This is a genomic window from Agaribacterium sp. ZY112, from assembly GCF_041346925.1.
In the GTDB taxonomy this organism is placed as follows: domain Bacteria; phylum Pseudomonadota; class Gammaproteobacteria; order Pseudomonadales; family Cellvibrionaceae; genus Agaribacterium.
In genome coordinates this window covers 4181262-4204005 of record NZ_CP166840.1, presented here as the reverse complement: position 1 = coordinate 4204005, position 22744 = coordinate 4181262, and the positions used below count along the sequence as shown (strand labels likewise).

Here is a 22744-nt window from a genome sequence, read left to right as displayed (position 1 = left end):
AAGCTAGAGGACTTACCTTGAAAGACTTACTGAATCTAATTAAAAACCAGGGTCAAACGATGGAATTCGACGGAATTCGCATCGGCCTGGCTTCACCAGAAATGATCCGCTCTTGGTCTTTTGGTGAAGTAAAAAAGCCTGAAACTATTAACTACCGTACCTTCAAGCCTGAGCGTGACGGCCTGTTTTGCGCCAAGATTTTTGGTCCTGTAAAAGACTATGAATGTTTGTGTGGCAAATACAAGCGCATGAAGCATCGCGGTATTATTTGTGAAAAATGTGGCGTTGAAGTTACTTTAACAAAAGTTCGTCGTGACCGTATGGGCCACATCGAGCTTGCCAGCCCTGTTGCTCACATTTGGTTTTTGAAGTCACTGCCTAGCCGTATTGGTTTGTTGCTAGATATGACTTTACGCTCAATTGAGCGTGTCTTATATTTTGAAAGCTACGTGGTTACCGAGCCGGGTATGACTACCCTAGAGCGCGGTCAGTTACTGACAGATGAGCAGTACTACGAAGCGATGGAAGAGTTTGGCGACGAGTTTGAAGCCAAGATGGGTGCTGAGGCAATTAAAGCACTTATTATGGATATTCACTTAGAGAGTGAAGTTCAGCGCCTGCGTGAAGAGATTCCACAAACTAACTCAGAAACTAAAATCAAGAAATTGAGTAAGCGTTTGAAGTTGCTTGAAGCCTTTTTCTTGAGTGGCAATAAGCCTGAGTGGATGGTACTTGAAGTGCTTCCTGTGCTTCCGCCTGATCTTCGTCCATTGGTTCCACTAGATGGTGGTCGTTTTGCGACTTCGGATCTAAATGATCTTTACCGTCGTGTGATTAACCGTAATAACCGTTTGAAGCGTCTTCTTGACCTTAATGCGCCTGATATCATCGTGCGCAATGAAAAGCGTATGTTGCAAGAGTCGGTTGATGCCTTGCTTGATAACGGCCGCCGCGGTCGTGCAATTACTGGTTCTAACAAGCGCCCTTTAAAATCACTTGCCGATATGATCAAGGGTAAGCAAGGTCGTTTCCGTCAAAACCTACTTGGTAAGCGTGTTGACTACTCGGGTCGTACTGTAATTGTATCTGGTCCTGAATTGCGCCTACATCAGTGTGGTCTTCCTAAGAAGATGGCATTAGAGCTATTTAAACCCTTTATCTTTTCTAAGTTAGAGCATCGAGGCTTGGCGACTACGATTAAAGCCGCTAAGAAAATGGTCGAGCGTGAAGAGGCCATCGTATGGGATATCCTCGATGAGGTGATTCGTGAGCATCCTGTATTGCTTAACCGTGCACCAACTCTTCACCGTTTGGGTATTCAGGCGTTTGAGCCGGTTTTGATTGAAGGTAAAGCGCTACAGCTTCACCCACTCGTTTGTGCGGCGTATAACGCTGACTTCGATGGTGACCAAATGGCTGTTCACGTACCGTTGACACTGGAAGCTCAGTTGGAAGCGCGTGCATTGATGATGTCGACTAACAACATCTTATCCCCTGCATCGGGTGAACCAATTATTGTGCCGTCACAGGACGTTGTACTTGGTTTGTACTGGATGAGCCGTGATCGTATTAATGATCTTGGTGAAGGCATGATGTTTTCTGATGCAAACGAAGTAAGCCGTGCTTACTACGGTGGTCAGGTTGGTCTGCAAGCTAAAATTAAATGTCGTATCACCGAATACAGTATTCGTGAAGATGGCGAAAAAGACGAAATCACCCGTGTTGTAGATACAACAGTAGGTCGTGTTCTTTTCTGGGAAATTGTACCGGCTGGTATCCCTTTTGACATGGTTAACAAGGACCTTGTTAAGAAGGCGGTCTCAGGTCTAATTAACTTCTGTTATCGTCAAGTTGGCCTTAAAGAAACGGTTATCTTTGCTGACCAATTGATGTACATGGGTTACGCCTTCTCAACTAAGTCAGGCTCATCGATTGGTGTTAATGACTTTGAGATTCCAGCTGAAAAAACCCAGATTATCGACAGTGCTGAAGGTGAAGTTAAAGAGATCGAAAGTCAGTTTGCTTCAGGTCTTGTAACTCAGGGTGAGAAATACAACAAGGTTATCGATATTTGGTCGCGTGCCAATGACCTTGTCACCAAGTCAATGATGGAAGGTATTTCTAAAGAAGCCGTTATACAAAAAGACGGTACTGAGGGTGAGCAAGCGTCATTCAACTCGGTATTTATGTACGCTGATTCTGGTGCTCGTGGTTCACAAGCTCAGATTCGTCAGCTGGCTGGTATGCGTGGTCTAATGGCTCGTCCAGACGGCTCAATTATTGAAACGCCAATCGTTGCAAATTTCCGTGAAGGTTTGAACGTACTTCAGTACTTCATCTCGACTCACGGTGCTCGTAAAGGTTTGGCGGATACCGCACTTAAAACAGCGAATTCGGGTTATCTAACTCGACGTCTTGTTGATGTTGCTCAGGATTTGGTTGTTACCTCTGTTGATTGTGGCACTGATGCAGGTATGACCATGACGCCTGTGATCGAGGGTGGTGACATCATTGAAACCTTGGGTGATCGTATCCTTGGTCGTGTTGTTGCACGTGACATCGTTAAAAACGATTCTGATGAAATTCTTATTCCAGCGGGCACTCTTATCGATGAAGCATGGGTTGAGCGCTTCGAAGAGATGGCGGTTGATGAGGTTGTCGTACGCTCTCCTGTAACTTGTGAAGCAAAATACGGTATTTGTTCTCAGTGTTACGGCCGTGATTTGGCTCGTGGTCACCGTGTTAACCAAGGTGAAGCTGTGGGTGTTATTGCTGCTCAATCAATTGGTGAGCCGGGTACACAGCTTACTATGCGTACCTTCCACATTGGTGGTGCGGCATCACGAGCGTCTGCGGCAGATAGCGTAGAAGTGCGTCAAGACGGTAAAGTTCGTTTGCACAACATCAAAACGGTGACTCGTGCAGATGGTTGCCTAGTAGCGGTTAGCCGTTCTGGTGAATTGAGTGTTGCTGATAGTGCAGGTCGTGAGCGTGAGCGTTATAAGCTTCCTTATGGTGCTGTAATTTCAGTACAAGACGGTCAAGAAGTGACTGGTGGCTCTATTGTTGCTAAGTGGGATCCACATACGCATCCAATCGTAACGGAAGTGGATGGTCGAGTAGCCTTAAGTGGTGCTGAAGATGGCTTGTCTGTGCGTAAGCAAACGGATGACTTAACTGGTTTAAGCTCGCTTGAAGTTATGGATACTGGTGAGCGTCCCGCGGCAGGTAAAGATTTGAAACCAGCTGTGACCTTGGTAGATGCAAACGGTAATGAGGTGACCTTGGGTAATACCAAGCAGCCTGCTCACTACTTATTGCCACCTAAGGCAATCTTAATGTTGAGCGATGGTGACGACATTAAAATTGGTGACGTAATTGCGCGTATTCCTCAGGAAGGTTCTAAGACACGAGACATCACAGGTGGTCTACCACGCGTAGCTGACTTGTTTGAAGCTCGTAAGCCTAAAGAGCCAAGTATTCTTGCTGAAGTCTCGGGTATCGTAAGTTTTGGTAAGGAAACAAAAGGTAAGCGTCGTTTGGTTATCACTCCTGCTGATGGTCAGCCTTTGGCAGATGGTAGCACTCATTACGAAGTGCTGATTCCTAAACATCGTCAGTTGACTGTGTTTGAGGGTGAGACGGTAACTAAGGGTGAGGTAGTATCTGAGGGGCCTAGTAATCCTCATGATATCTTGCGCTTGAAAGGTGTCGAGGCGCTTACTAACTACATTGTTAATGAAATCCAAGATGTTTACCGTCTACAGGGTGTAAAAATTAACGATAAGCACATTGAAGTTATTGTTCGTCAGATGCTACGTAAAGCTGAAATCACCTCTATGGGTGACAGTGAGTTTGTTAAAGGTGAGCAGGTTGAGTACGCCAAGGTTCTTGGTGCTAACGAAAAGCTGCGTGTTGACGGCAATGCCCCAGCCACTTTTGATCGTCAATTACTTGGTATTACCAAGGCGTCATTGGCGACAGAGAGCTTTATCTCTGCGGCATCATTCCAGGAGACCACTCGCGTATTAACCGAGGCTGCGGTAACTGGGCGTATTGATAACTTACGTGGCCTGAAAGAGAACGTAGTTGTTGGTCGTTTGATCCCAGCAGGTACCGGTTTGGCTTATCATAATGAGCGTCGTGCGAAAGCAGAGGCTCAGGTTCCTTCGACTGACACCGTTAGTGCAGAAGAAATCGAACACGCTCTAACTGCTGCACTTAAATCTAGCAGTTAAGCGAAACCAACTAATAGACCTTGGTGAACTAGCGTCTATTAGTTGACTCGTTTGGGTGGCATCTATACAATGCGCCACCCGTTTCCTACGGCTTTTGCGTCTTCACGCTAAGTTTAAAGAAAACGTAATCTTGAAACCTGCCTTGTGAAAGGCAAATTGGAGTAATCATTTAATGGCAACGATCAATCAGTTGGTCCGTAAGCCGCGCAAACGTGTTGTGAAGAAGAGCACCGTTCCTGCGTTGGAGGCTTGCCCTCAGCGTCGTGGTGTTTGTACTCGCGTTTACACTACTACCCCTAAAAAGCCTAACTCGGCTTTGCGTAAGGTATGTCGTGTGCGTTTGACCAGTGGTTTTGAAGTCACTTCCTATATCGGTGGTGAAGGTCACAACCTACAAGAGCACAGTGTTGTTCTTATTCGCGGTGGACGTGTGAAGGATTTGCCTGGTGTGCGTTACCACACTGTGCGCGGTTCATTAGACACCTCTGGTGTTGCAGACCGTCGTCAGCGTCGTTCTAAGTACGGTGCCAAGCGTCCTAAGTAAAAATTATTTTCAGTAAGGCTGAGCAAGCTTGGCTGGGGTCTTAGGCTCCTGATCAAGACGTCTCAGAGTAACCTGAATAGAGAGAGCAGATATGCCTAGAAGAAGAGTTGTCGCGAAACGCGAAATTCTGCCAGATCCGAAGTTTAACAACGTGACTCTGGCGAAATTTATGAACCACGTAATGATTAGTGGTAAGAAATCTGTAGCAGAGCGCATTGTATATGGTGCACTTGATTTAGTTGCGCAGAAGCAAGATAAAGAAGCGCTTGAAGTGTTTGCAGAGGCTTTGGAAAATATTGCTCCATTGGTTGAGGTTAAATCTCGCCGTGTGGGTGGTGCAACTTACCAAGTTCCTGTTGAGGTTCGTCCTTCACGTCGTGAAGCGCTAGCCATGCGTTGGTTGGTTGAATACGCTCGCGGTCGTGGTGAGAAATCAATGGCCCAGCGTCTGGCTGGTGAGCTTGTTGATGCAGCGCAAAGCAAAGGCGGCGCTGTTAAGAAAAGAGAAGATGTGCATCGTATGGCAGAAGCCAACAAGGCCTTCTCTCACTTCCGTTTCTAATACAGTTTACTGTGTTGGTACTAAAAGGCAGCCACTGGCTGCCTTTTAGCGTTTTAAGGAGCGGCTTTTATTTTCAAAACACGTGTTCTTGAGTTCTAAAAAAGGCTGAGGATAAGTGTTCTGAAAGTGAATGTTCTGAGTGTCAGCGCTCGTGCAAATTTATTTAATAGGGTGTTGTTAAATTGCCTTATTGAACTAACTCTGTGATCAAGGATTATTAACGTGGCTCGCAAGACCCCAATCTCTCGCTATCGCAATATTGGCATTTGTGCTCACGTAGATGCTGGTAAAACCACAACTACCGAGCGTGTGCTGTTCTATACCGGCTTATCTCACAAGATTGGTGAGGTGCATGACGGGGCGGCAACTATGGATTGGATGGAGCAGGAGCAGGAGCGGGGTATTACGATTACATCGGCTGCGACAACCTGTTTTTGGTCGGGTATGCAGCAGCAGTTTGATCAGCACCGTATTAATATCATCGATACCCCTGGGCATGTTGATTTTACCATTGAGGTAGAGCGCTCTTTACGTGTGCTTGATGGTGCGGTTGTTGTCTTGTGTGGTTCTTCCGGTGTTCAGCCGCAGACAGAAACTGTTTGGCGTCAGGCAAATAAGTATGAAGTGCCGCGCATGGTTTTTGTAAATAAAATGGATAGGGCGGGCGCTGATTTTATCAGTGTTATTGAGCAGTTGAAGGATAGGCTTGGGGCTAATCCTGTTGCTTTGCAAATGACTATTGGTGCTGAAGAAGAATTTAAGGGTGTGGTTGATCTGATTAAGCAAAAAGCTATTTTGTGGAATGAATCAGATCAGGGTATGACTTTTGAGTACGCAGACATTCCTGCTGATATGGCTGATGAGTGTGAGCTTATGTATGAGCAGGTGGTAGAGGCTGCTGCAGAAGCCAATGATGAGCTTATGGATAAGTACCTTGAAGAGGGTGAGCTTAGCGAGGAAGAGATAAAGGCTGGAATACGTGCGCGCACATTGGCGAGTGAAATTGTGCCGGTGCTGGGTGGCTCTGCGTTCAAGAATAAGGGTGTGCAGGCCGTGCTTGATGCTGTTGTTGAGTACTTGCCATCGCCTACTGAGGTTAAGGCTATCGAGGGGCATCTTGAGGGCTCGGAAGAGCTTGCTACTCGCGAAGCCGATGATAAAGCCCCGTTCTCTGCTTTGGCCTTTAAGATTGCAACTGATCCTTTTGTGGGGACCTTAACTTTCTTCCGTGTTTATTCGGGTAAGCTTGAGACGGGTACGGCGGTGTATAACTCGGTGAAAGGCAAGAAGGAGCGTGTTGGTCGTATGGTGCAAATGCATGCGAACAGCCGAGAAGAGATTAAAGAGGTGTTGGCAGGTGATATTGCTGCTGCAATCGGTCTTAAAGATGTCACGACAGGTGATACGCTTTGTGCTGAAAACGGCAAGATTGTGCTTGAGCGAATGGAGTTTCCGGAGCCTGTTATTTCCGTGGCGGTGGAGCCAAGAACAACTGCAGATCAGGAAAAAATGAGTGTTGCGTTAGGTAAGCTTGCGCAAGAAGATCCGTCTTTCAAGGTGAAGACCGATGAAGAGACTGGTCAGTGCATCATTTCGGGTATGGGGGAGCTTCACCTTGATATCCTTGTCGATCGCATGCGTCGTGAGTTTAGTGTTGAGGCGAATATTGGTAAGCCTCAGGTGGCTTATCGCGAGCGAATCACGGCTGTCAGTGAGATTGAAGGCAAGTTTATTCGTCAGAGTGGTGGTAAAGGGCAGTATGGTCATGTATGCATTAAGTTTGAGCCGGCAGAGGATCAGAATGCAGAAGGGCTTGAGTTTGTAAATGAAATTGTCGGTGGTTCTGTGCCTAAAGAGTTTATCCCCGCTGTAGAAAAGGGGATTGAGGGGCAGATGGATAATGGGGTGTTGGCAGGCTTTCCATTGTTGGGGTTAAAGGCAACTTTATACGATGGAAGCTTTCATGATGTTGACTCTAACGAGATGGCCTTTAAAATTGCCGCCTCGATGGCAACTAAAAAGCTTGCTGATGAGGGTAGTGCCGTTTTGCTTGAGCCGATGATGAAGGTTGAGGTGGTAACGCCGGAAGAAAATATGGGTGATGTCGTGGGTGACTTAAATCGTCGTCGCGGCCTCATTCAGGGTATGGACGAAAACCCTAGTGGTCGTGTCGTCAATGCTGAAGTACCGCTTGCTGAGATGTTTGGTTACGCAACTGACTTGCGTTCCGCTACTCAGGGGCGTGCAACCTTTACGATGGAGTTTGAGCGTTATGCTGAGGCTCCGGCAAAAGTCGCAAATGATATTATTAGCCGTCACGGCGGTTAAGACTTTGTAATCCCAGCCTAACAAACGTGGGGCTGTTTTTTTTGAGGAAGCTATAATGGCTAAAGAAACTTTTGAACGTACGAAACCCCACGTTAACGTGGGTACTATTGGTCACGTTGACCACGGTAAAACAACTCTAACTGCTGCGCTTACTCGTGTTTGTGCTGAAGTTTGGGGTGGTGAAGCGATTGACTTTGCTGGTATCGATAATGCTCCTGAAGAGCGCGAGCGTGGTATCACCATCGCAACTTCGCATGTTGAGTACGATAGCCCGACTCGTCACTACGCCCACGTAGATTGCCCAGGTCACGCCGACTACGTTAAAAACATGATTACTGGTGCTGCTCAGATGGATGGCGCTATCCTTGTTTGTGGTGCGACTGATGGTCCTATGCCTCAGACTCGTGAGCACATCTTGCTTTCACGTCAGGTTGGTGTTCCTTACATCGTAGTATTCCTTAACAAGGCTGACCTTCTTGCTGAAGACTGTGGCGGCGTTGATTCTGAAGAATACGCTGAGATGCTTGAGTTGGTAGACATGGAAATCCGTGATCTTCTATCTACTTATGAGTTCCCTGGTGATGACACGCCTATCATTGCAGGTTCTGCATTGATGGCTCTTAACGGTGAAGATGACAATGAGTTGGGTACTTCTGCTGTTAAGAAGTTGGTTGAGACTCTTGATGAGTACATCCCAGAGCCTGAGCGTGCAATTGATCAGCCTTTCCTAATGCCAATTGAAGACGTATTCTCGATCTCTGGTCGTGGTACTGTTGTTACCGGTCGTGTTGAGCGCGGTATCATCAATGTTGGTAACGAAATTGAAATTATCGGCATCAAAGAAACAACCACTACTACTTGTACTGGTGTTGAGATGTTCCGTAAGTTGCTTGACGAAGGTCGTGCAGGTGAGAACGTTGGTGTTCTTCTTCGTGGTACTAAGCGTGATGAAGTTGAGCGTGGTCAGGTTCTTGCGATCCCTGGTTCAATCACTCCTCACACCAAGTTCGAAGGCGAAGTTTACGTGTTGTCTAAAGATGAGGGTGGTCGTCACACTCCATTCTTCAAAGGCTACCGTCCTCAGTTCTACTTCCGTACTACTGATGTAACTGGTGCTTGTGAACTTCCAGAAGGTGTTGAAATGGTAATGCCTGGTGACAACATTCAAATGTCTGTTACCTTGATCTGTCCAATCGCGATGGAAGAAGGTTTACGCTTCGCTATCCGTGAGGGTGGTCGTACTGTTGGTGCGGGCGTTGTTGCTAAGATTCTTGACTAATCTCGGCATCTGATGCGTAAAAAGGCCGCTTAAAGCGGCCTTTTTTGTACCTGTCGTCGAGCTTGTTGGGTTCGATTGTTTGGTCTGTTTTCATGTTGTGCTAATTGTGTACGAATTAAGCTTGACAGGCTTATGTTTGATCAATAGAATGCGCCCCTCATTTCGCCCTGCCTGTATTTGTTTTTTGTGCAGAGGTGATTGTTCTTTAAAGAATTTTGGAGTTTAGCTTAGATGCAAAATCAGCGTATCAGGATCCGTCTGAAAGCTTTTGATCACAAATTGATTGACGCTTCCACTCAGGAAATTGTAGATACTGCCAAGCGTACTGGTGCACAGGTTCGTGGTCCTATTCCACTGCCTACACGTAAAGAGCGTTATACAGTGTTGGTTTCGCCTCATGTAAACAAAGATGCGCGCGATCAGTATGAGATTCGCACGTACAAGCGCTTGCTAGACATCGTAGAGCCTACTGAGAAAACTGTAGATGCTCTTATGAAGTTGGATCTAGCAGCTGGTGTAGAGGTTCAGATTAGTCTGGGTTAAATTCCGTGGTGTAACGCTCTGAGATGGGCGGCCATAGCGGGTCCCGGATTGATGGGGGAAAGCCCCGTACACGAAGAGGTTAAAAAATGGCTATCGGTTTAGTCGGCCGCAAAAGCGGTATGACACGTATTTTTACTGACGAAGGTCAGTCTATCCCTGTAACGGTTATTGAAGTTGAAGCTAACCGTGTGACACAAGTAAAAACAGTTGATGTTGATGGCTATGATGCTATCCAAGTTACTGTTGGCGAGCGTCGTGCTTCTCGCGTAGTTAAAGCGGCTGCAGGCCACTTTGCTAAAGCTGAGACCGAAGCTGGTCGTGGTCTATGGGAATTTCGAAATGAAGCAGGTGAGTCTTTTGAGTCAGGTTCTGCGCTAACTGTTGAGCGCTTTGAGTCTGGTCAGAAGGTTGATGTAACTGGTACTTCTAAAGGTGCTGGTTTCGCGGGTGGTGTTAAGCGTTGGAATTTCCATATGCAAGACGCAACTCACGGTAACTCACTTTCTCATCGTGCCCCTGGTTCGATTGGTCAATGTCAAACGCCTGGTCGCGTTTTTAAAGGCAAGAAGATGGCTGGTCACATGGGTGCAGAGCGCACAACTGTTCAAAATCTTGAGGTTGTTCGCGTAGATGCTGAGCGCGGCTTGTTGTTGGTTAAAGGTGCGGTACCTGGTGCACCTGGTGGCGACGTTATCGTTCGTCCAGCCGTTAAGTTGAAAAACGCCTAGTCGGGCTCAAGTAAAGATTTCGTGTTCTAGGAGTTAACCATGGAACTCAATATAGCTACACCGCAGGGTCAAAACGGTACAGTTACTGTATCTGATGAAGCCTTCGGTAAAGAGTTTAATCAAGACCTGGTGCATCAAGCAGTTGTTGCTTATGCGGCAGGCGCGCGTCAGGGTAGCAAGGCTCAAAAGTCTCGCTCAGACGTAAGTGGTGGTGGTAAAAAGCCATGGCGTCAAAAAGGTACTGGTCGTGCTCGTGCTGGTACTATTCGCAGTCCATTGTGGCGTAGTGGTGGTGTTACATTTGCTGCTGCACCTCGTGACTTTAGTCAGAAGCTAAATAAGAAAATGTATCGCGCAGCATTGCGCAGTATTTTTTCTGAGCTTGCTCGTCAAGAGCGTTTGGTTGTTGTGGAAGAGTTCGCTCTTGAAGAAGCAAAAACCAAGGTTCTTGTGCAGAAGCTTGCTGATTACGATCTTAGCGATGTGTTGATTGTTGCAGAAGAAGTACAAGAAAACTTGTATCTAGCTGCTCGCAACCTTCACAAAGTTGATGTTCGTGATATTCAGGGTGTTGATCCAGTTAGCTTGATCGGTTTTGACAAGGTGTTGGTGACTGTTGCTGCCCTTAAGAAACTTGAGGAGGCTTTGGTATGAGTCAGGCACGTCTGTTTAAGATAATTCTTGCGCCGGTTGTTTCTGAGAAAACAACTCGAGTTGCTGAGCTAGCCAATCAGGTTGTGTTCAAAGTAGCTAAAGACGCAAACAAACAAGAAGTTCGCGCAGCTGTAGAGCTTATGTTTGACGTAAAAGTTGAACAGGTTCGTGTGTTGAACGTTAAAGGTAAAACCAAGCGTACGCGTTTTGGTTTGGGTCGTCGCAGCGACTGGAAAAAAGCATATGTCAGCTTGGCCGAAGGTCAAGAGATTGACTTTGCAGTGGCTGAGTAAGGAGAGCAAAAGTGGCAATTGTAAAACGTAAACCTACGTCTCCTGGTCGTCGTGCTGTTGTATCTGTAGTTCATACAGATTTGCATAAAGGCGCACCTTATGGTCCTTTGCTCGACAGCGCTCCTAAGAGTGGCGGTCGTAACAACTTGGGTCGTATCACTACCCGTCATCGTGGTGGTGGTCACAAGCAGCGTTACCGTATTGTTGACTTTAAGCGCAATAAAGATGGTATCCCTGCAAAAGTAGAGCGTATTGAGTACGATCCTAATCGTACGGCGCACATCGCTTTGATTTGTTACCTTGATGGTGAGCGTCGTTATATTATCGCTCCAAAAGGTCTTAAAGCTGGTGATACCGTAATTAGCGGTAACGCAGCTGATATCAAAGTAGGCAACACCTTGCCTTTGCGCAATATGCCTGTTGGTAGCACGATTCACTGTGTAGAGCTTAAGCCTGGTAAAGGTGCTCAAATTGCACGTTCGGCAGGTACTTCTGTACAGCTAGTGGCTCGTGAAGGTCGTCATGCAACCCTGCGTCTTCGCAGTGGTGAAATGCGTCGAGTTTTATCTGACTGTCGTGCGACACTTGGTGAAGTAAGCAACAGTGAGCACAGTCTTCGCTCTTTGGGTAAGGCAGGTGCAACTCGCTGGCGTGGTATTCGTCCTACCGTTCGCGGTGTTGCGATGAACCCGGTAGATCACCCACATGGTGGTGGTGAAGGCCGTACTTCTGGTGGTCGTCATCCAGTGTCTCCTTGGGGTACACCGGCTAAGGGTTATAAGACTCGTAAGAACAAGCGTACAGATAGCATGATCGTACGCCGTCGAAATAAAAAGTAAGCGTCTTACGCTAAAGGTTAAGAGGGTATTCTAGTGCCACGTTCGCTGAAAAAAGGTCCGTTTATTGATCACCACTTGCTAGCTAAAGTGGAAACGGCAGCTGAAAAAAATGATCGCCGTCCGATTAAGACTTGGTCTCGTCGTTCCATGATTCTTCCAAACATGGTTGGCTTGACTCTTTCTGTACACAACGGCCGTCAGCATGTGCCTGTGCTTGTCTCTGAAGAGATGGTCGGACACAAACTGGGCGAGTTTGCCCCAACCCGCACTTATCGCGGTCACGTGGCTGATAAAAAAGCCAAGCGTTAATAGATAATTCGGAGTAGAACGATGGAAGTAGCAGCAGTATTACGCGGCGCTCGATTGTCGGCTCAAAAGGCACGCCTGGTTGCAGACCAAATTCGCGGCAAGTCCGTTGAAGAAGCGCTGGATATTCTTTCTTTCAGCACTAAAAAAGGCGCGCACCTAGTTAAGAAAGTTTTGGAGTCTGCAATTGCAAACGCCGAGCATAACGATGGTGCAGATGTTGATGAGCTGAAAGTTTCAACCATTTTTGTTGATGAGGGCTTCACTATGAAGCGCATCAAACCACGTGCAAAAGGGCGCGCAGATCGAATTTTGAAGCGCACTTGTCACATTACTGTGAAAGTAGCGGAATAAGAGAGAGCGGACTATGGGTCAGAAAGTACATCCTACAGGTATTCGTCTTGGTATTGTTAAGCGTCACCGTTCTACTTGGTACGCCGGCAAGAAAGAATACGCGGACAAGCTCAATACAGATTTAAAAGTACGTAAATTTGTAGAAGAGAAGCTCGCTCACGCTTCAGTAAGCCGAATCGATATCGAGCGTCCTGCGAACACTGCTCGTGTGACTATTCACACTGCACGTCCAGGTATTGTTATTGGTAAGAAAGGTGAAGATGTTGAGAAGTTGCGCGCTGAAATCTCTAAAGAGATGGGCGTACCTGTTCACATCAATATTGAAGAAATTCGTAAGCCTGATCTCGACGCTGCTCTTGTAGCGCAGAGTGTTGCTCAGCAGCTTGAACGTCGTGTTATGTTCCGTCGCGCTATGAAGCGCGCAGTACAAAACGCAATGCGTCAAGGCGCTGAAGGTGTGAAGGTACAAGTTGGTGGTCGTTTAGGTGGTGCTGAGATTGCACGCTCTGAATGGTACCGTGAAGGTCGTGTACCTCTTCATACTTTACGTGCTGATATTGACTACGCAACAGCAGAAGGTCTTACTACTTACGGCATTATCGGCGTAAAAGTATGGATCTTTAAAGGCGAAGTTATCGGTGGCGTAGAAGAGCAAGAAGCTTCCAAGCCGCAAAAGAAAAAATCTAAAAAGTAAACCTGTCTAGTTATCTAGCAGGCGAAACAAGATTTAAGAATTGAGAAAGGGTTAGCCAACAATGTTGCAGCCAAAACGTACAAAATTCAGAAAACAACAGACGGGTCGTAACCGCGGTTTAGCGCTACGTGGCTCGAAAGTTAGTTTTGGTGAATTCGGACTAAAAGCCGTCGCACGCGGTCGTATTACTGCTCGTCAAATCGAAGCCGCTCGTCGTGCTATGACTCGTCACGTTAAACGTGGCGGTAAAATCTGGATCCGTGTGTTTCCTGATAAGCCAATCACAGAGAAGCCTCTTGAGGTTCGTCAGGGTAAAGGTAAGGGTAATGTTGAATACTGGGTTTGCCAGATTCAGCCAGGCCGTGTCCTTTATGAAATGGAAGGTGTCACAGAAGAGCTTGCTCGTGAAGCATTTGCTCTTGCTGCTGCAAAACTTCCTTTTAAGACCACTTTTGTTAAACGGACGGTAATGTAATGAGTACTAAAAATTACAGCGAATTGACCGTTGAAGAGCTTAAAGCTGAGTTGTTATCGCAGTTGGATGCACAGTTTAAATTGCGCATGCAAAAGTCGACTGGCCAGTTGAATCAAACTCATCTGGTTAAGCAAACACGTCGTGATATTGCTCGAGTTAAAACAGCACTTCGTCAAAAGGCAGGTAACTAATAATGACTGAAGCTAAGAAATTGGTCCGTACGCTTAAAGGCCTGGTCGTTAGCGATAAAATGGATAAGTCCATTGTCGTTAAAGTCGAGCGCAAAGTTAAGCACCCTGTTTACGGCAAGTACGTTCTTAAATCGTCGAAGCTTAAAGCTCACGATGAGAACAACGATTGTAAAACAGGCGATACCGTAACTATTGCTGAAACCCGTCCTTTGTCTAAGTCAAAGTCATGGGCTCTGCAGTCAGTCGACGAACGCGCTAAAGAAATTTAACGCCGCGGCGTAACATTTGGAGAATAAGTAGTGATTCAAACAGAAAGCTATTTGGATGTTGCTGACAACAGCGGTGCACGTCGTGTTATGTGTATCAAAGTGCTGGGTGGTTCGCATCGTCGTTACGCCCGCATCGGCGACATTATCAAGGTGACCGTTAAGGAAGCAATTCCTCGTGGTCGCGTTAAGAAAGGTCAAGTAATGAATGCAGTTGTGGTGCGTACCAAAAAAGGTATTCGTCGCCAGGACGGTTCATTGATTAAGTTCGATCAGAATGCAGCTGTTCTTTTGAACACACAAGACGCACCGGTCGGTACTCGTATCTTTGGCCCTGTAACCCGCGAACTTCGCTCAGAGAAGTTCATGAAGATTATTTCTCTGGCACCAGAGGTGCTATAAGCATCCGCCGGTCAAGAGGAAAGAGTTTATGAAAAAATTAAAAAAGAATGACGAAGTTATCGTTACCACCGGTCGTGATAAAGGCAAGCGTGGCAAGATTAACCGTGTACTAGATGATGGTCGTTTGATCGTTAGCGGTATTCAAATGGTTAAGAAGCATACCAAGCCGAATCCACAACTAGGTGTTCAAGGTGGCATCGTAGAAAAAGAAGCGCCAATTGACCCTTCTAATGTAGCGATCTTTAACTCAGCAACTCAAAAAGCTGACAAAGTAGCTATCAAAGTAGAAGGCGAAAAGAAGATTCGCGTATTTAAATCAAATGGCGAAGCGGTAGACGGCTAAGACCGATCGTTTCGTGTTCGATAATTAAGCAGAGTAAAAGTCATGGCCCGCTTAAAAGAGTTTTACAACAACGAAGTTAAAGCCAAGCTTAAAGAAGAGCTGAAGCTAGACAACGTTATGGAAGTGCCTAAGATCACCAAAATCACCATCAACATGGGTGTAGGTGAAGCACTTACCGATAAAAAAGTTTTAGAGAATGCACAAGCTGACCTGGAAAAGATTGCCGGTCAAAAACCTATCGTAACCAAAGCGCGTAAATCTATCGCGGGCTTTAAGGTTCGTGAAGAATGGCCCATCGGCACAAAAGTTACTCTGCGTAGCGAAAAAATGTACGAATTCTTGGATCGCTTGATTAACATCTCGATTCCTCGTATTCGCGACTTCCGTGGTATTAGCCCTAAGCAATTCGACGGTCGTGGTAACTTTTCAATGGGTGTGACTGAGCAAATCATCTTCCCAGAGATTGATTACGATAAAGTCGATAAACTGCGCGGTTTGGACATTTGTATTACTACAAGTGCTCGCACTAACGACGAAGGTCGTGCGCTGTTGAAAGCATTTAACTTCCCATTCAAAGGCTAGGGTAGAAAGAATATGGCTAAGAAATCGATGATCGCTCGCGAAGTTAAGCGCACCAAAGCGGTTGAAAAATTCGGAGCGAAACGCGAAGCGTTAAAAGCAATCATTGCTAACCCTCAGTCTTCTGAAGATGAAGTTTGGGAAGCAGTTATTAAATTGCAAAAATTACCTCGCGACTCAAGCGCCGCTCGTCGTCAGCGTCGTTGTCGTGTAACTGGTCGCCCTCACGCGGTATACCGTAAATTCGGCCTCTGCCGTAACAAGTTGCGTGAAGCAGCTATGCGTGGCGATGTACCTGGTCTGGTTAAAGCCAGCTGGTAATTGGGTAGAGTAATAGGAGTAATCACATGAGTATGCAAGATACCGTTGCAGATATGTTGACTCGCATCCGCAATGCCCAAGCAGTTGGCAAAGCGAACGTAGTCATCCCTTCTTCAACTTTAAAAGTAGAAATCGCACGAGTTCTTCTTGAAGAAGGTTACATCAGCGGCTACGACGTAGCTGGTGAAGTTAAAAAAGATTTAACTGTTGAATTGAAGTACTTTGAAGGCAAGCCTGTAATCGCCGAACTTCAGCGCAGCAGCCGTCCTGGTCTACGTAACTACGTAAGCAATAAAGATTTGCCAAGCGTACGTGCGGGGCTAGGTGTAGCGATCGTAACCACCTCTAAAGGTGTTATGACTGATCGCGCTGCACGTAGTGCAGGAATTGGTGGCGAAGTTCTTTGCACCGTATTCTAATTAATAGTTAAAAGATTTAGGAAACAGCAATGTCACGTATAGCTAACGCCCCGGTTGAACTGCCTTCAGCAGTTAAAATCGACCTTAAAGGGCAAGACTTACAGGTTTCCGGCAAGAACGGTAAATTGAGCCTGGTTGTTCACGATAAAGTAACTGTTCAGCAAGAAGAAAATGTGCTGAAGTTCGCTGCATCGGAAAACAGCAAAGAAGCTAAAGCGCTCGCCGGTACCATGCGCGCACTCGTTAACAATATGGTTAGCGGTGTCGATAAAGGTTTTGAAAAGAAACTGATCCTGAACGGCGTAGGTTACCGTGCTAAGGCATCAGGTAAGACTATCAACTTGGCGTTGGGCTTGTCTCACCCAGTTGACTATAGCTTGCCAGAAGGTGTTACGGCAGAAACCCCAAGCCAAACCGAAATCGTATTGAAAAGTGCTGACAAGCAACTTCTTGGTCAGGCAGCCGCTGAAATTCGCGCCTTCCGTCCACCTGAGCCTTATAAAGGTAAAGGTATTCGTTATGGTGACGAGCATGTTCGCCGTAAAGAAGCTAAGAAGAAGTAGGGTCTGACAGGTAAACGATTATGAACGACAAAAAAGCATCAAGACTCCGTCGCGCACGTCGCTCGCGCGCGAAAATTCGTGAGTTAAAAATTGCACGTTTGTGTGTAAATCGCACTCCACGCCACATCTACGCTCAGATCATTGACGGTGAAGGTGCTAAGGTTCTGGCCAGTGCATCAACAGTTGAGAAAGATCTTAAAGCAGGCGCTACCGGTAATGCCGAAGCTGCCACTAAAGTAGGTGCTCTGATTGCTGAGCGCGCCAAGGCTGCCGGTATTGAAAAAGTTGCGTTTGATCGCAGCGGCTTCAAATATCACGGTCGTATCAAAGCGTTGGCTGATGCAGCGCGTGAAGCTGGTTTAGATTTCTAAGGGTAACGTTATGTCACAACAAAATAACCGTGATGACGCCAATGCAGAAGGCATGCGCGAGAAGCTGGTTCAAGTTAACCGCGTTGCCAAAACTGTAAAAGGTGGTCGTATTTTCGGCTTTACCGCACTAACTGTTGTTGGTGATGGTGAAGGTCGTGTTGGCTTCGGTCGTGGTAAGGCTCGTGAAGTGCCTATCGCCATCCAGAAGGCAATGGAAAACGCTCGTCGTAACATGATTCAAGTTGAGTTGAATGGCGATACCATTCAATACCCAACTAAAGGTCGCCACGGCGCCTCACACGTTTACATGCAGCCTGCATCGCAGGGTACTGGTGTAATTGCTGGTGGTGCTATGCGTGCTGTGCTAGAAATGGCTGGCGTACAAAACGTATTAGGCAAATGTTACGGTTCTACTAACCCCGTTAACGTAGTGCGTGCAACTTTTGAAGCATTGCGCTCAATGGCTTCTCCTGATCAGGTAGCAGCTAAACGCGGTAAGTCAGTAGAAGATATTCGATAAGTCATGCTCCGGCCTTCGGGTCGGGCAACTGGTGAGCACCATGGCAAAGAAAACTCTAAAAGTTACTCAAATTAAAAGCACTGCGGGTCGTCTTAAAGCGCACATCGCATGTGTAAAAGGTCTTGGTCTACGTCGCATTCGTCACACTGTTGAAGTAGAAGATACTCCTTCAGTACGCGGCATGATCAACAAAGCACATTACTTGCTACAGGTTGAGGGTGAATAAGATGCGTCTGAATACTTTAAGTCCTGCACCTGGTCGTGTAAAAGAAGCAAAACGCGCTGGTCGCGGTATGGGTAGTGGTCTTGGTAAGACTGCTGGTCGCGGTCACAAAGGTCAAAAGTCTCGTTCAGGCGGCAGTGTTCGTCCTGGTTTCGAGGGTGGTCAAATGCCTTTGCAGAAACGTTTGCCTAAATATGGTTTTACTAGCCGTATTGCACTTGTTACTGCTGAGATTCGCACTTCTGAGCTCAATAGTGTTGAAGCTGAAGTGGTAGATCTAGAAACGTTAAAAGCAGCTGGTTTAATTAATGCTGGTATTAAGCGCGTCAAGGTTTTCCTCTCTGGTGACGTAACTAAAGCCGTTACTTTGAAAGGCTTATCCGTTACTAAAGGCGCCCAGGCTGCAATTGAAGCCGCTGGTGGTAAGATCGAAGAGTAATTTTGCTCTTGTGGTAAGACACAGCTAAGAGAGAATAAGAATGGCAACGCAGGGTAGTTTACCTCTAGCGAATCAAAAAGGATTAGGCGAGCTCTGGGCTCGCCTTAAGTTTTTATTGCTCGCTATTTTAATTTATCGCGTCGGAACCCACATTCCAGTTCCTGGAATTGATCCCGAGCAAGTCGCTAATTTATTCGAACAAAACTCAGGCACTATCTTAGGCATGGTAAACATGTTCTCAGGTGGTGCTTTTGAGCGTATGAGTATTTTAGCCTTGGGGATTATGCCTTATATCTCTGCATCAATTATTATGCAGATGATGACGGCAGTGACTCCTTCGTTAGAAGCTTTAAAGAAAGAAGGCGAAGCAGGTCGTCGTAAAATTAGCCAATATACTCGCTGGTTAACTGTCGCACTTGCACTAGTGCAAGCTGTTGTGACTGTTGCTGGTATGGCTGGTAGCGGCTATGCATACTCTGGTTTGCATCCAATGAGCTTTCATATCATTGCGGTCACATCACTAGTGACTGGTGCAGTATTTATGATGTGGTTGGGTGAGCAGATTACAGAACGTGGTATTGGTAACGGTATCTCTATGCTGATCTTTGCAGGTATTGTTGCTGGTTTACCTAGTGCAATTGGCCAGGCTTTTGAAAGTACGCGTCAGGGTGACCTTCATCCATTAATGTTACTGCTTCTTGGCTTTGCTGCTACTGGTATTGTTTGGTTCGTAGTTAGAATGGAGCGTGGTCAACGCCGCATTACTATTCAGTACGCGCGTAAGCAAGTTGGCCGTCAGGGACATGTTGCGCAAAATACCAGTCACTTACCGCTTAAGGTCAATATGGCGGGTGTGATTCCGGTAATCTTTGCTTCAAGTATTTTGCTTTTCCCAGCTTCAATTGCTCAGTGGAGTGGTTCAGCTAGTGAAGGTAAGACTGGTGAAATCTTACAGGATTTGGCTTTGATGATTGGTCCTGGCCAGCCTTTGAATTACGTAATCTTTGCTGTGTTGATTATTGCTTTCTGCTTTATCTATACCGCAATGATTTACAACCCTAAAGAAGTTGCTGATAACTTGAAAAAGGGTGGTGCGTATATTCCGGGTATTCGCCCTGGAGAGCAAAGTGCTCGTTATATCGACAACATTCTTACTCGTTTGACTGTTGTGGGTTCACTGTATATTGCTGCGGTTGCATTGCTTCCTCAGATTCTTATTTACAGCGCTGATATTCCGGTCTTGCTTGGTGGTACCTCATTACTGATTGTTGTTGTAGTTGTGATGGATTTTATGGCTCAAGTACAGAGTCATTTAATGAGTCATCAATACGATTCAGTATTGAAAAAGGCCAACTTACAAAGTTACGGTCGCCGCTAGATTTAACTAATAAACGGTCAAGAGCTATATCTTTTTATGATGTAGCTCTTGACTTTTTTTCTGCTGTGGATAGAATCCACGGCCTTTCATATAGAGGTAAGACGATGAAAGTTCGTGCATCTGTTAAAAAAACATGCCGTAACTGCAAAATCGTACGCCGCAAAGGTACTGTTCGTGTAATCTGCAGTGCTGAGCCGCGTCATAAGCAGCGTCAAGGCTAAGTATGTACTTGGGCGAGGGGTAAGTCTCTGGCCTTTCAATCCGCTAGGTTTGATAAACTCACGGTATTAACTGTCGTCCGACTTGTCGGGCTAATCAAGCGCAGTCTCCAATAGGGTAAGAACCTGAACGACTGCCGTTAATGCTGAAATATATCTAAAATTGGAGTGCTTTAAATGGCTCGTATCGCTGGTGTCAATATTCCTGACAACAAGCATGCTGTCATCTCCCTGACCTATGTATATGGGGTCGGTCGCACCTCTGCTAAGCAGATTTGTGCAGCCGTTGGCATTGAAGAATCTACAAAGATCGGTTCTCTCGACGAAGCTAAAATGGACGAAATTCGTAACGAAGTCGCCAAGCTTACTGTTGAAGGTGACCTGCGTCGTGAAGTGTCTATGAACATCAAGCGTTTGATGGACCTAGGCTGTTTCCGTGGCTTGCGCCACCGTCGTAACCTACCTCTTCGCGGTCAACGTACCAAGACCAATGCGCGTACGCGTAAAGGTCCTCGTAAGCCGATTAAGAAGTAAGAGATTGCCACCCAAATATAGGGGAATGATGAATTATGGCTAAGCCAAGCGGAAAGACCGCGAAGAAAAAAGTCAAAAAGACGGTAGTTGACGGCGTTGCGCACATTCACGCTTCGTTCAACAATACTATCGTTACGATTACCGATCGTCAGGGCAATGCCTTGAGCTGGGCCACTGCAGGTGGTTCTGGTTTCCGTGGTTCTCGTAAATCAACTCCGTTTGCTGCACAGGTTGCTGCTGAGCGTGCTGGTCAAGCCGCTCAAGAATACGGATTGAAAAACCTCGATGTTGAAGTTAAGGGTCCTGGCCCTGGTCGTGAATCAGCTGTTCGCGCACTAAATAACATCGGCTACAAAATCACCAATATCACGGATACGACTCCAGTGCCTCATAACGGCTGTCGTCCTCCGAAGAAACGTCGTGTATAAGGGGGTTTAGTAATGGCTCGTTATCTTGGACCTACTTGTAAATTAGCTCGTCGTGAAGGAACAGATTTGTTCCTGAAGAGCGGCGTTCGTGCTCTTGAGAGCAAGTGTAAAGCAGAAACAATTCCTGGTGTGCACGGTGCACGTCGTGGACGTCTTTCTGATTACGGTGTTCAGCTTCGTGAGAAGCAGAAAGTTCGTCGTCTTTACGGTGTACTTGAGAAGCAATTCCGTAACTACTATAAAGAAGCTGCTCGAATCAAAGGTGCGACAGGTGAAAACTTGCTTCAGCTTTTAGAGCGTCGTCTTGATAATGTGGTTTACCGCATGGGTTTTGGTGCTACTCGCGCCGAATCTCGTCAGTTGGTATCTCACAAAGCAATTCTCGTTAATGGCCAGACTGTTAATGTTGCATCCTACCGTGTGCAGGAAGGTGATGTTGTAGCTGTTCGCGAAAAAGCTAAAAACCAGTTGCGCATTCAAAACGCGCTTAACGTTTCTGCTCAGCGTGCTGAAGTAGAGTGGGTTGATGTAAGTGCTGAGAAAAAAGAAGGCGTATTTAAGCGCGTTCCAGATCGTGAAGATCTTCCAGCTCACATCAACGAAAACTTGATTGTTGAGCTGTACTCAAAATAATCGCGTTTGACGTTAATCTAGACGAAACCTAAACGGATAAACACTGAAAGGGTGGTATATGCAGAGTGCTGTAAACGAACTTTTGACACCTCGCAACATTGATGTCACTGAGTTGGCGCCTACGCACGCTAAGGTGGTTCTTGAACCTCTAGAGCGTGGCTTTGGTCATACATTGGGTAATGCGCTTCGTCGTATCCTGCTTTCTTCAATGCCTGGTTGTGCCATTGTTGAATGTGAGATCGATGGCGTACAGCACGAATACAGTGCGATCGAAGGTGTGCAAGAAGATGTCGTAGAAATCTTGCTCAACCTCAAAAACGTAGCTGTCATCATGCATGGCAAAGACCAAGTAGTTCTTAATCTGAGCAAAAAAGGCCCAGGTCCAGTTACTGCTGGTGATATTCAACTTGAGCACGATGTCGAGATTGTTAATCCAGACCTAGTTTTGGCTCACATTAACAACGACAGCGAGTTAAACATGCGTTTGACTGTTGCCCGTGGCCGTGGCTACGAGCCTGCAGATGCTCGTCGTCAAGATGAAGAGGAAACTCGTTCAATCGGGCGCCTGCAGTTGGATGCTTCTTATAGCCCTGTTCGCCGTGTGGCTTACAAGGTTGAGAGTGCTCGTGTTGAGCAACGTACTGACCTTGATAAGTTGGTGTTGGACTTAGAGACCAACGGGACTCTTGATCCTGAAGATGCAATTCGTCGTGCAGCGACCATTTTGCAGCAGCAATTGGCCGTATTTGTCGACCTTGAAGGTGAAAAAGCCGCTGAGCCGGAAGAGAAAGAAGAGCAGATTGATCCAATCCTCTTGCGTCCGGTTGATGATCTTGAGCTTACTGTTCGTTCAGCGAACTGTTTAAAAGCCGAGAATATCTACTACATCGGTGATCTGATTCAGCGTACTGAAGTTGAGCTGTTAAAAACGCCTAATCTTGGTAAGAAGTCTCTTACTGAAATTAAGGATGTGCTTGCTTCACGTGGTCTGTCTTTGGGTATGCGTCTTGAGAACTGGCCACCAGCCAGTCTTAAAAACGACTAATTACCTTCGGGTAGTTAGTTAAAGAATTGAATTC

At 46.4% G+C, this 22744-nt stretch carries 32 protein-coding genes; all 32 read left to right on the top strand.

Annotation, left to right across the window (positions count from 1 at the left end; all coding sequences use genetic code 11):
- Positions 1 to 17: 17 nt before the first annotated feature.
- A complete protein-coding gene (rpoC, locus tag AB1S55_RS18305) occupies positions 18 to 4238 on the top strand; it encodes a DNA-directed RNA polymerase subunit beta' (protein ID WP_370979638.1) in 4221 nt (1406 codons plus the stop codon).
- Positions 4239 to 4410: 172 nt separating this feature from the next.
- Complete coding sequence (gene rpsL, locus AB1S55_RS18300; RefSeq protein WP_370979637.1) at positions 4411 to 4782, top strand: 30S ribosomal protein S12; 372 nt, start codon at positions 4411 to 4413, stop codon at positions 4780 to 4782.
- 91 nt (positions 4783 to 4873) lie between these two features.
- A complete protein-coding gene (rpsG, locus tag AB1S55_RS18295; protein WP_370979636.1) occupies positions 4874 to 5344 on the top strand; it encodes a 30S ribosomal protein S7 in 471 nt (156 codons plus the stop codon).
- Positions 5345 to 5566: 222 nt separating this feature from the next.
- Positions 5567 to 7672: an elongation factor G gene (gene fusA / locus AB1S55_RS18290; RefSeq protein ID WP_370979635.1), complete on the top strand. Its 2106-nt coding sequence runs from the start codon at positions 5567 to 5569 to the stop codon at positions 7670 to 7672.
- A 55-nt stretch (positions 7673 to 7727) separates the two neighbouring features.
- Positions 7728 to 8951 carry an elongation factor Tu gene (gene tuf, locus AB1S55_RS18285; protein WP_370979634.1) on the top strand — a complete coding sequence of 408 codons (1224 nt, stop codon included), beginning with the start codon at positions 7728 to 7730 and terminating at the stop codon, positions 8949 to 8951.
- Between the two features lie 231 nt (positions 8952 to 9182).
- Positions 9183 to 9494 (top strand): 30S ribosomal protein S10, encoded by a 312-nt coding sequence (rpsJ, locus tag AB1S55_RS18280; RefSeq protein ID WP_370979633.1) that lies wholly within the window; start codon positions 9183 to 9185, stop codon positions 9492 to 9494.
- 86 nt (positions 9495 to 9580) lie between these two features.
- The gene (gene rplC, locus AB1S55_RS18275; protein ID WP_370979632.1) at positions 9581 to 10222 is read left to right on the top strand and encodes a 50S ribosomal protein L3; all 642 of its coding nucleotides are present in this window, start codon (positions 9581 to 9583) and stop codon (positions 10220 to 10222) included.
- A gap of 39 nt (positions 10223 to 10261) precedes the next feature.
- A complete protein-coding gene (gene rplD, locus AB1S55_RS18270; protein ID WP_370979631.1) occupies positions 10262 to 10876 on the top strand; it encodes a 50S ribosomal protein L4 in 615 nt (204 codons plus the stop codon).
- Entirely contained in the window at positions 10873 to 11169 is a 297-nt protein-coding gene (rplW, locus tag AB1S55_RS18265) for a 50S ribosomal protein L23 (RefSeq protein WP_370979630.1), read from the top strand. Before rplD ends, rplW begins: the two co-directional genes overlap by 4 nt.
- A gap of 11 nt (positions 11170 to 11180) precedes the next feature.
- Positions 11181 to 12008 (top strand): 50S ribosomal protein L2, encoded by an 828-nt coding sequence (gene rplB, locus AB1S55_RS18260; RefSeq protein ID WP_370979629.1) that lies wholly within the window; start codon positions 11181 to 11183, stop codon positions 12006 to 12008.
- A gap of 33 nt (positions 12009 to 12041) precedes the next feature.
- Positions 12042 to 12317 (top strand): 30S ribosomal protein S19, encoded by a 276-nt coding sequence (gene rpsS, locus AB1S55_RS18255; protein ID WP_370979628.1) that lies wholly within the window; start codon positions 12042 to 12044, stop codon positions 12315 to 12317.
- Positions 12318 to 12338: 21 nt separating this feature from the next.
- Complete coding sequence (gene rplV, locus AB1S55_RS18250) at positions 12339 to 12668, top strand: 50S ribosomal protein L22 (protein WP_370979627.1); 330 nt, start codon at positions 12339 to 12341, stop codon at positions 12666 to 12668.
- Positions 12669 to 12681: 13 nt separating this feature from the next.
- Entirely contained in the window at positions 12682 to 13362 is a 681-nt protein-coding gene (rpsC, locus tag AB1S55_RS18245; protein ID WP_370979626.1) for a 30S ribosomal protein S3, read from the top strand.
- A gap of 61 nt (positions 13363 to 13423) precedes the next feature.
- Positions 13424 to 13837, top strand: a complete 414-nt coding sequence (gene rplP / locus AB1S55_RS18240; RefSeq protein ID WP_370979625.1) for a 50S ribosomal protein L16 — start codon at positions 13424 to 13426, stop codon at positions 13835 to 13837.
- Positions 13837 to 14028, top strand: a complete 192-nt coding sequence (gene rpmC / locus AB1S55_RS18235; RefSeq protein WP_370979624.1) for a 50S ribosomal protein L29 — start codon at positions 13837 to 13839, stop codon at positions 14026 to 14028. Before rplP ends, rpmC begins: the two co-directional genes overlap by 1 nt.
- A 2-nt stretch (positions 14029 to 14030) precedes the next feature.
- Positions 14031 to 14297 (top strand): 30S ribosomal protein S17, encoded by a 267-nt coding sequence (gene rpsQ / locus AB1S55_RS18230; protein WP_370979623.1) that lies wholly within the window; start codon positions 14031 to 14033, stop codon positions 14295 to 14297.
- Between the two features lie 30 nt (positions 14298 to 14327).
- Complete coding sequence (gene rplN, locus AB1S55_RS18225) at positions 14328 to 14696, top strand: 50S ribosomal protein L14 (RefSeq protein WP_370979622.1); 369 nt, start codon at positions 14328 to 14330, stop codon at positions 14694 to 14696.
- A 28-nt stretch (positions 14697 to 14724) separates the two neighbouring features.
- Positions 14725 to 15039 carry a 50S ribosomal protein L24 gene (gene rplX, locus AB1S55_RS18220; protein WP_370979621.1) on the top strand — a complete coding sequence of 105 codons (315 nt, stop codon included), beginning with the start codon at positions 14725 to 14727 and terminating at the stop codon, positions 15037 to 15039.
- 42 nt (positions 15040 to 15081) lie between these two features.
- On the top strand, positions 15082 to 15621 hold the full coding sequence (gene rplE, locus AB1S55_RS18215; RefSeq protein ID WP_370979620.1) for a 50S ribosomal protein L5: 540 nt from the start codon (positions 15082 to 15084) through the stop codon (positions 15619 to 15621).
- Positions 15622 to 15633: 12 nt separating this feature from the next.
- Complete coding sequence (gene rpsN, locus AB1S55_RS18210) at positions 15634 to 15939, top strand: 30S ribosomal protein S14 (RefSeq protein ID WP_370979619.1); 306 nt, start codon at positions 15634 to 15636, stop codon at positions 15937 to 15939.
- Positions 15940 to 15965: 26 nt separating this feature from the next.
- Positions 15966 to 16358, top strand: a complete 393-nt coding sequence (rpsH, locus tag AB1S55_RS18205) for a 30S ribosomal protein S8 (RefSeq protein WP_370979618.1) — start codon at positions 15966 to 15968, stop codon at positions 16356 to 16358.
- 29 nt (positions 16359 to 16387) lie between these two features.
- Positions 16388 to 16921, top strand: coding sequence for a 50S ribosomal protein L6 (rplF, locus tag AB1S55_RS18200; RefSeq protein WP_370979617.1), 534 nt, complete (start codon positions 16388 to 16390; stop codon positions 16919 to 16921).
- Between the two features lie 20 nt (positions 16922 to 16941).
- The gene (rplR, locus tag AB1S55_RS18195) at positions 16942 to 17292 is read left to right on the top strand and encodes a 50S ribosomal protein L18 (protein ID WP_370979616.1); all 351 of its coding nucleotides are present in this window, start codon (positions 16942 to 16944) and stop codon (positions 17290 to 17292) included.
- A 10-nt stretch (positions 17293 to 17302) separates the two neighbouring features.
- Complete coding sequence (gene rpsE / locus AB1S55_RS18190) at positions 17303 to 17812, top strand: 30S ribosomal protein S5 (protein ID WP_370979615.1); 510 nt, start codon at positions 17303 to 17305, stop codon at positions 17810 to 17812.
- 40 nt (positions 17813 to 17852) lie between these two features.
- Complete coding sequence (gene rpmD / locus AB1S55_RS18185) at positions 17853 to 18038, top strand: 50S ribosomal protein L30 (RefSeq protein WP_370979614.1); 186 nt, start codon at positions 17853 to 17855, stop codon at positions 18036 to 18038.
- 1 nt (position 18039) lies between these two features.
- A complete protein-coding gene (gene rplO / locus AB1S55_RS18180) occupies positions 18040 to 18474 on the top strand; it encodes a 50S ribosomal protein L15 (protein WP_370979613.1) in 435 nt (144 codons plus the stop codon).
- A 40-nt stretch (positions 18475 to 18514) separates the two neighbouring features.
- Positions 18515 to 19852, top strand: coding sequence for a preprotein translocase subunit SecY (gene secY / locus AB1S55_RS18175; RefSeq protein WP_370979611.1), 1338 nt, complete (start codon positions 18515 to 18517; stop codon positions 19850 to 19852).
- A 104-nt stretch (positions 19853 to 19956) separates the two neighbouring features.
- Complete coding sequence (gene rpmJ, locus AB1S55_RS18170; RefSeq protein ID WP_370979610.1) at positions 19957 to 20073, top strand: 50S ribosomal protein L36; 117 nt, start codon at positions 19957 to 19959, stop codon at positions 20071 to 20073.
- A 174-nt stretch (positions 20074 to 20247) separates the two neighbouring features.
- Complete coding sequence (gene rpsM / locus AB1S55_RS18165; RefSeq protein WP_370979609.1) at positions 20248 to 20604, top strand: 30S ribosomal protein S13; 357 nt, start codon at positions 20248 to 20250, stop codon at positions 20602 to 20604.
- 35 nt (positions 20605 to 20639) lie between these two features.
- On the top strand, positions 20640 to 21032 hold the full coding sequence (gene rpsK / locus AB1S55_RS18160; RefSeq protein WP_370979608.1) for a 30S ribosomal protein S11: 393 nt from the start codon (positions 20640 to 20642) through the stop codon (positions 21030 to 21032).
- Between the two features lie 12 nt (positions 21033 to 21044).
- Positions 21045 to 21665, top strand: a complete 621-nt coding sequence (gene rpsD, locus AB1S55_RS18155; protein WP_370979607.1) for a 30S ribosomal protein S4 — start codon at positions 21045 to 21047, stop codon at positions 21663 to 21665.
- Positions 21666 to 21723: 58 nt separating this feature from the next.
- Positions 21724 to 22710 (top strand): DNA-directed RNA polymerase subunit alpha, encoded by a 987-nt coding sequence (gene rpoA / locus AB1S55_RS18150; protein ID WP_370979606.1) that lies wholly within the window; start codon positions 21724 to 21726, stop codon positions 22708 to 22710.
- The last annotated feature ends 34 nt before the right edge of the window (positions 22711 to 22744 follow it).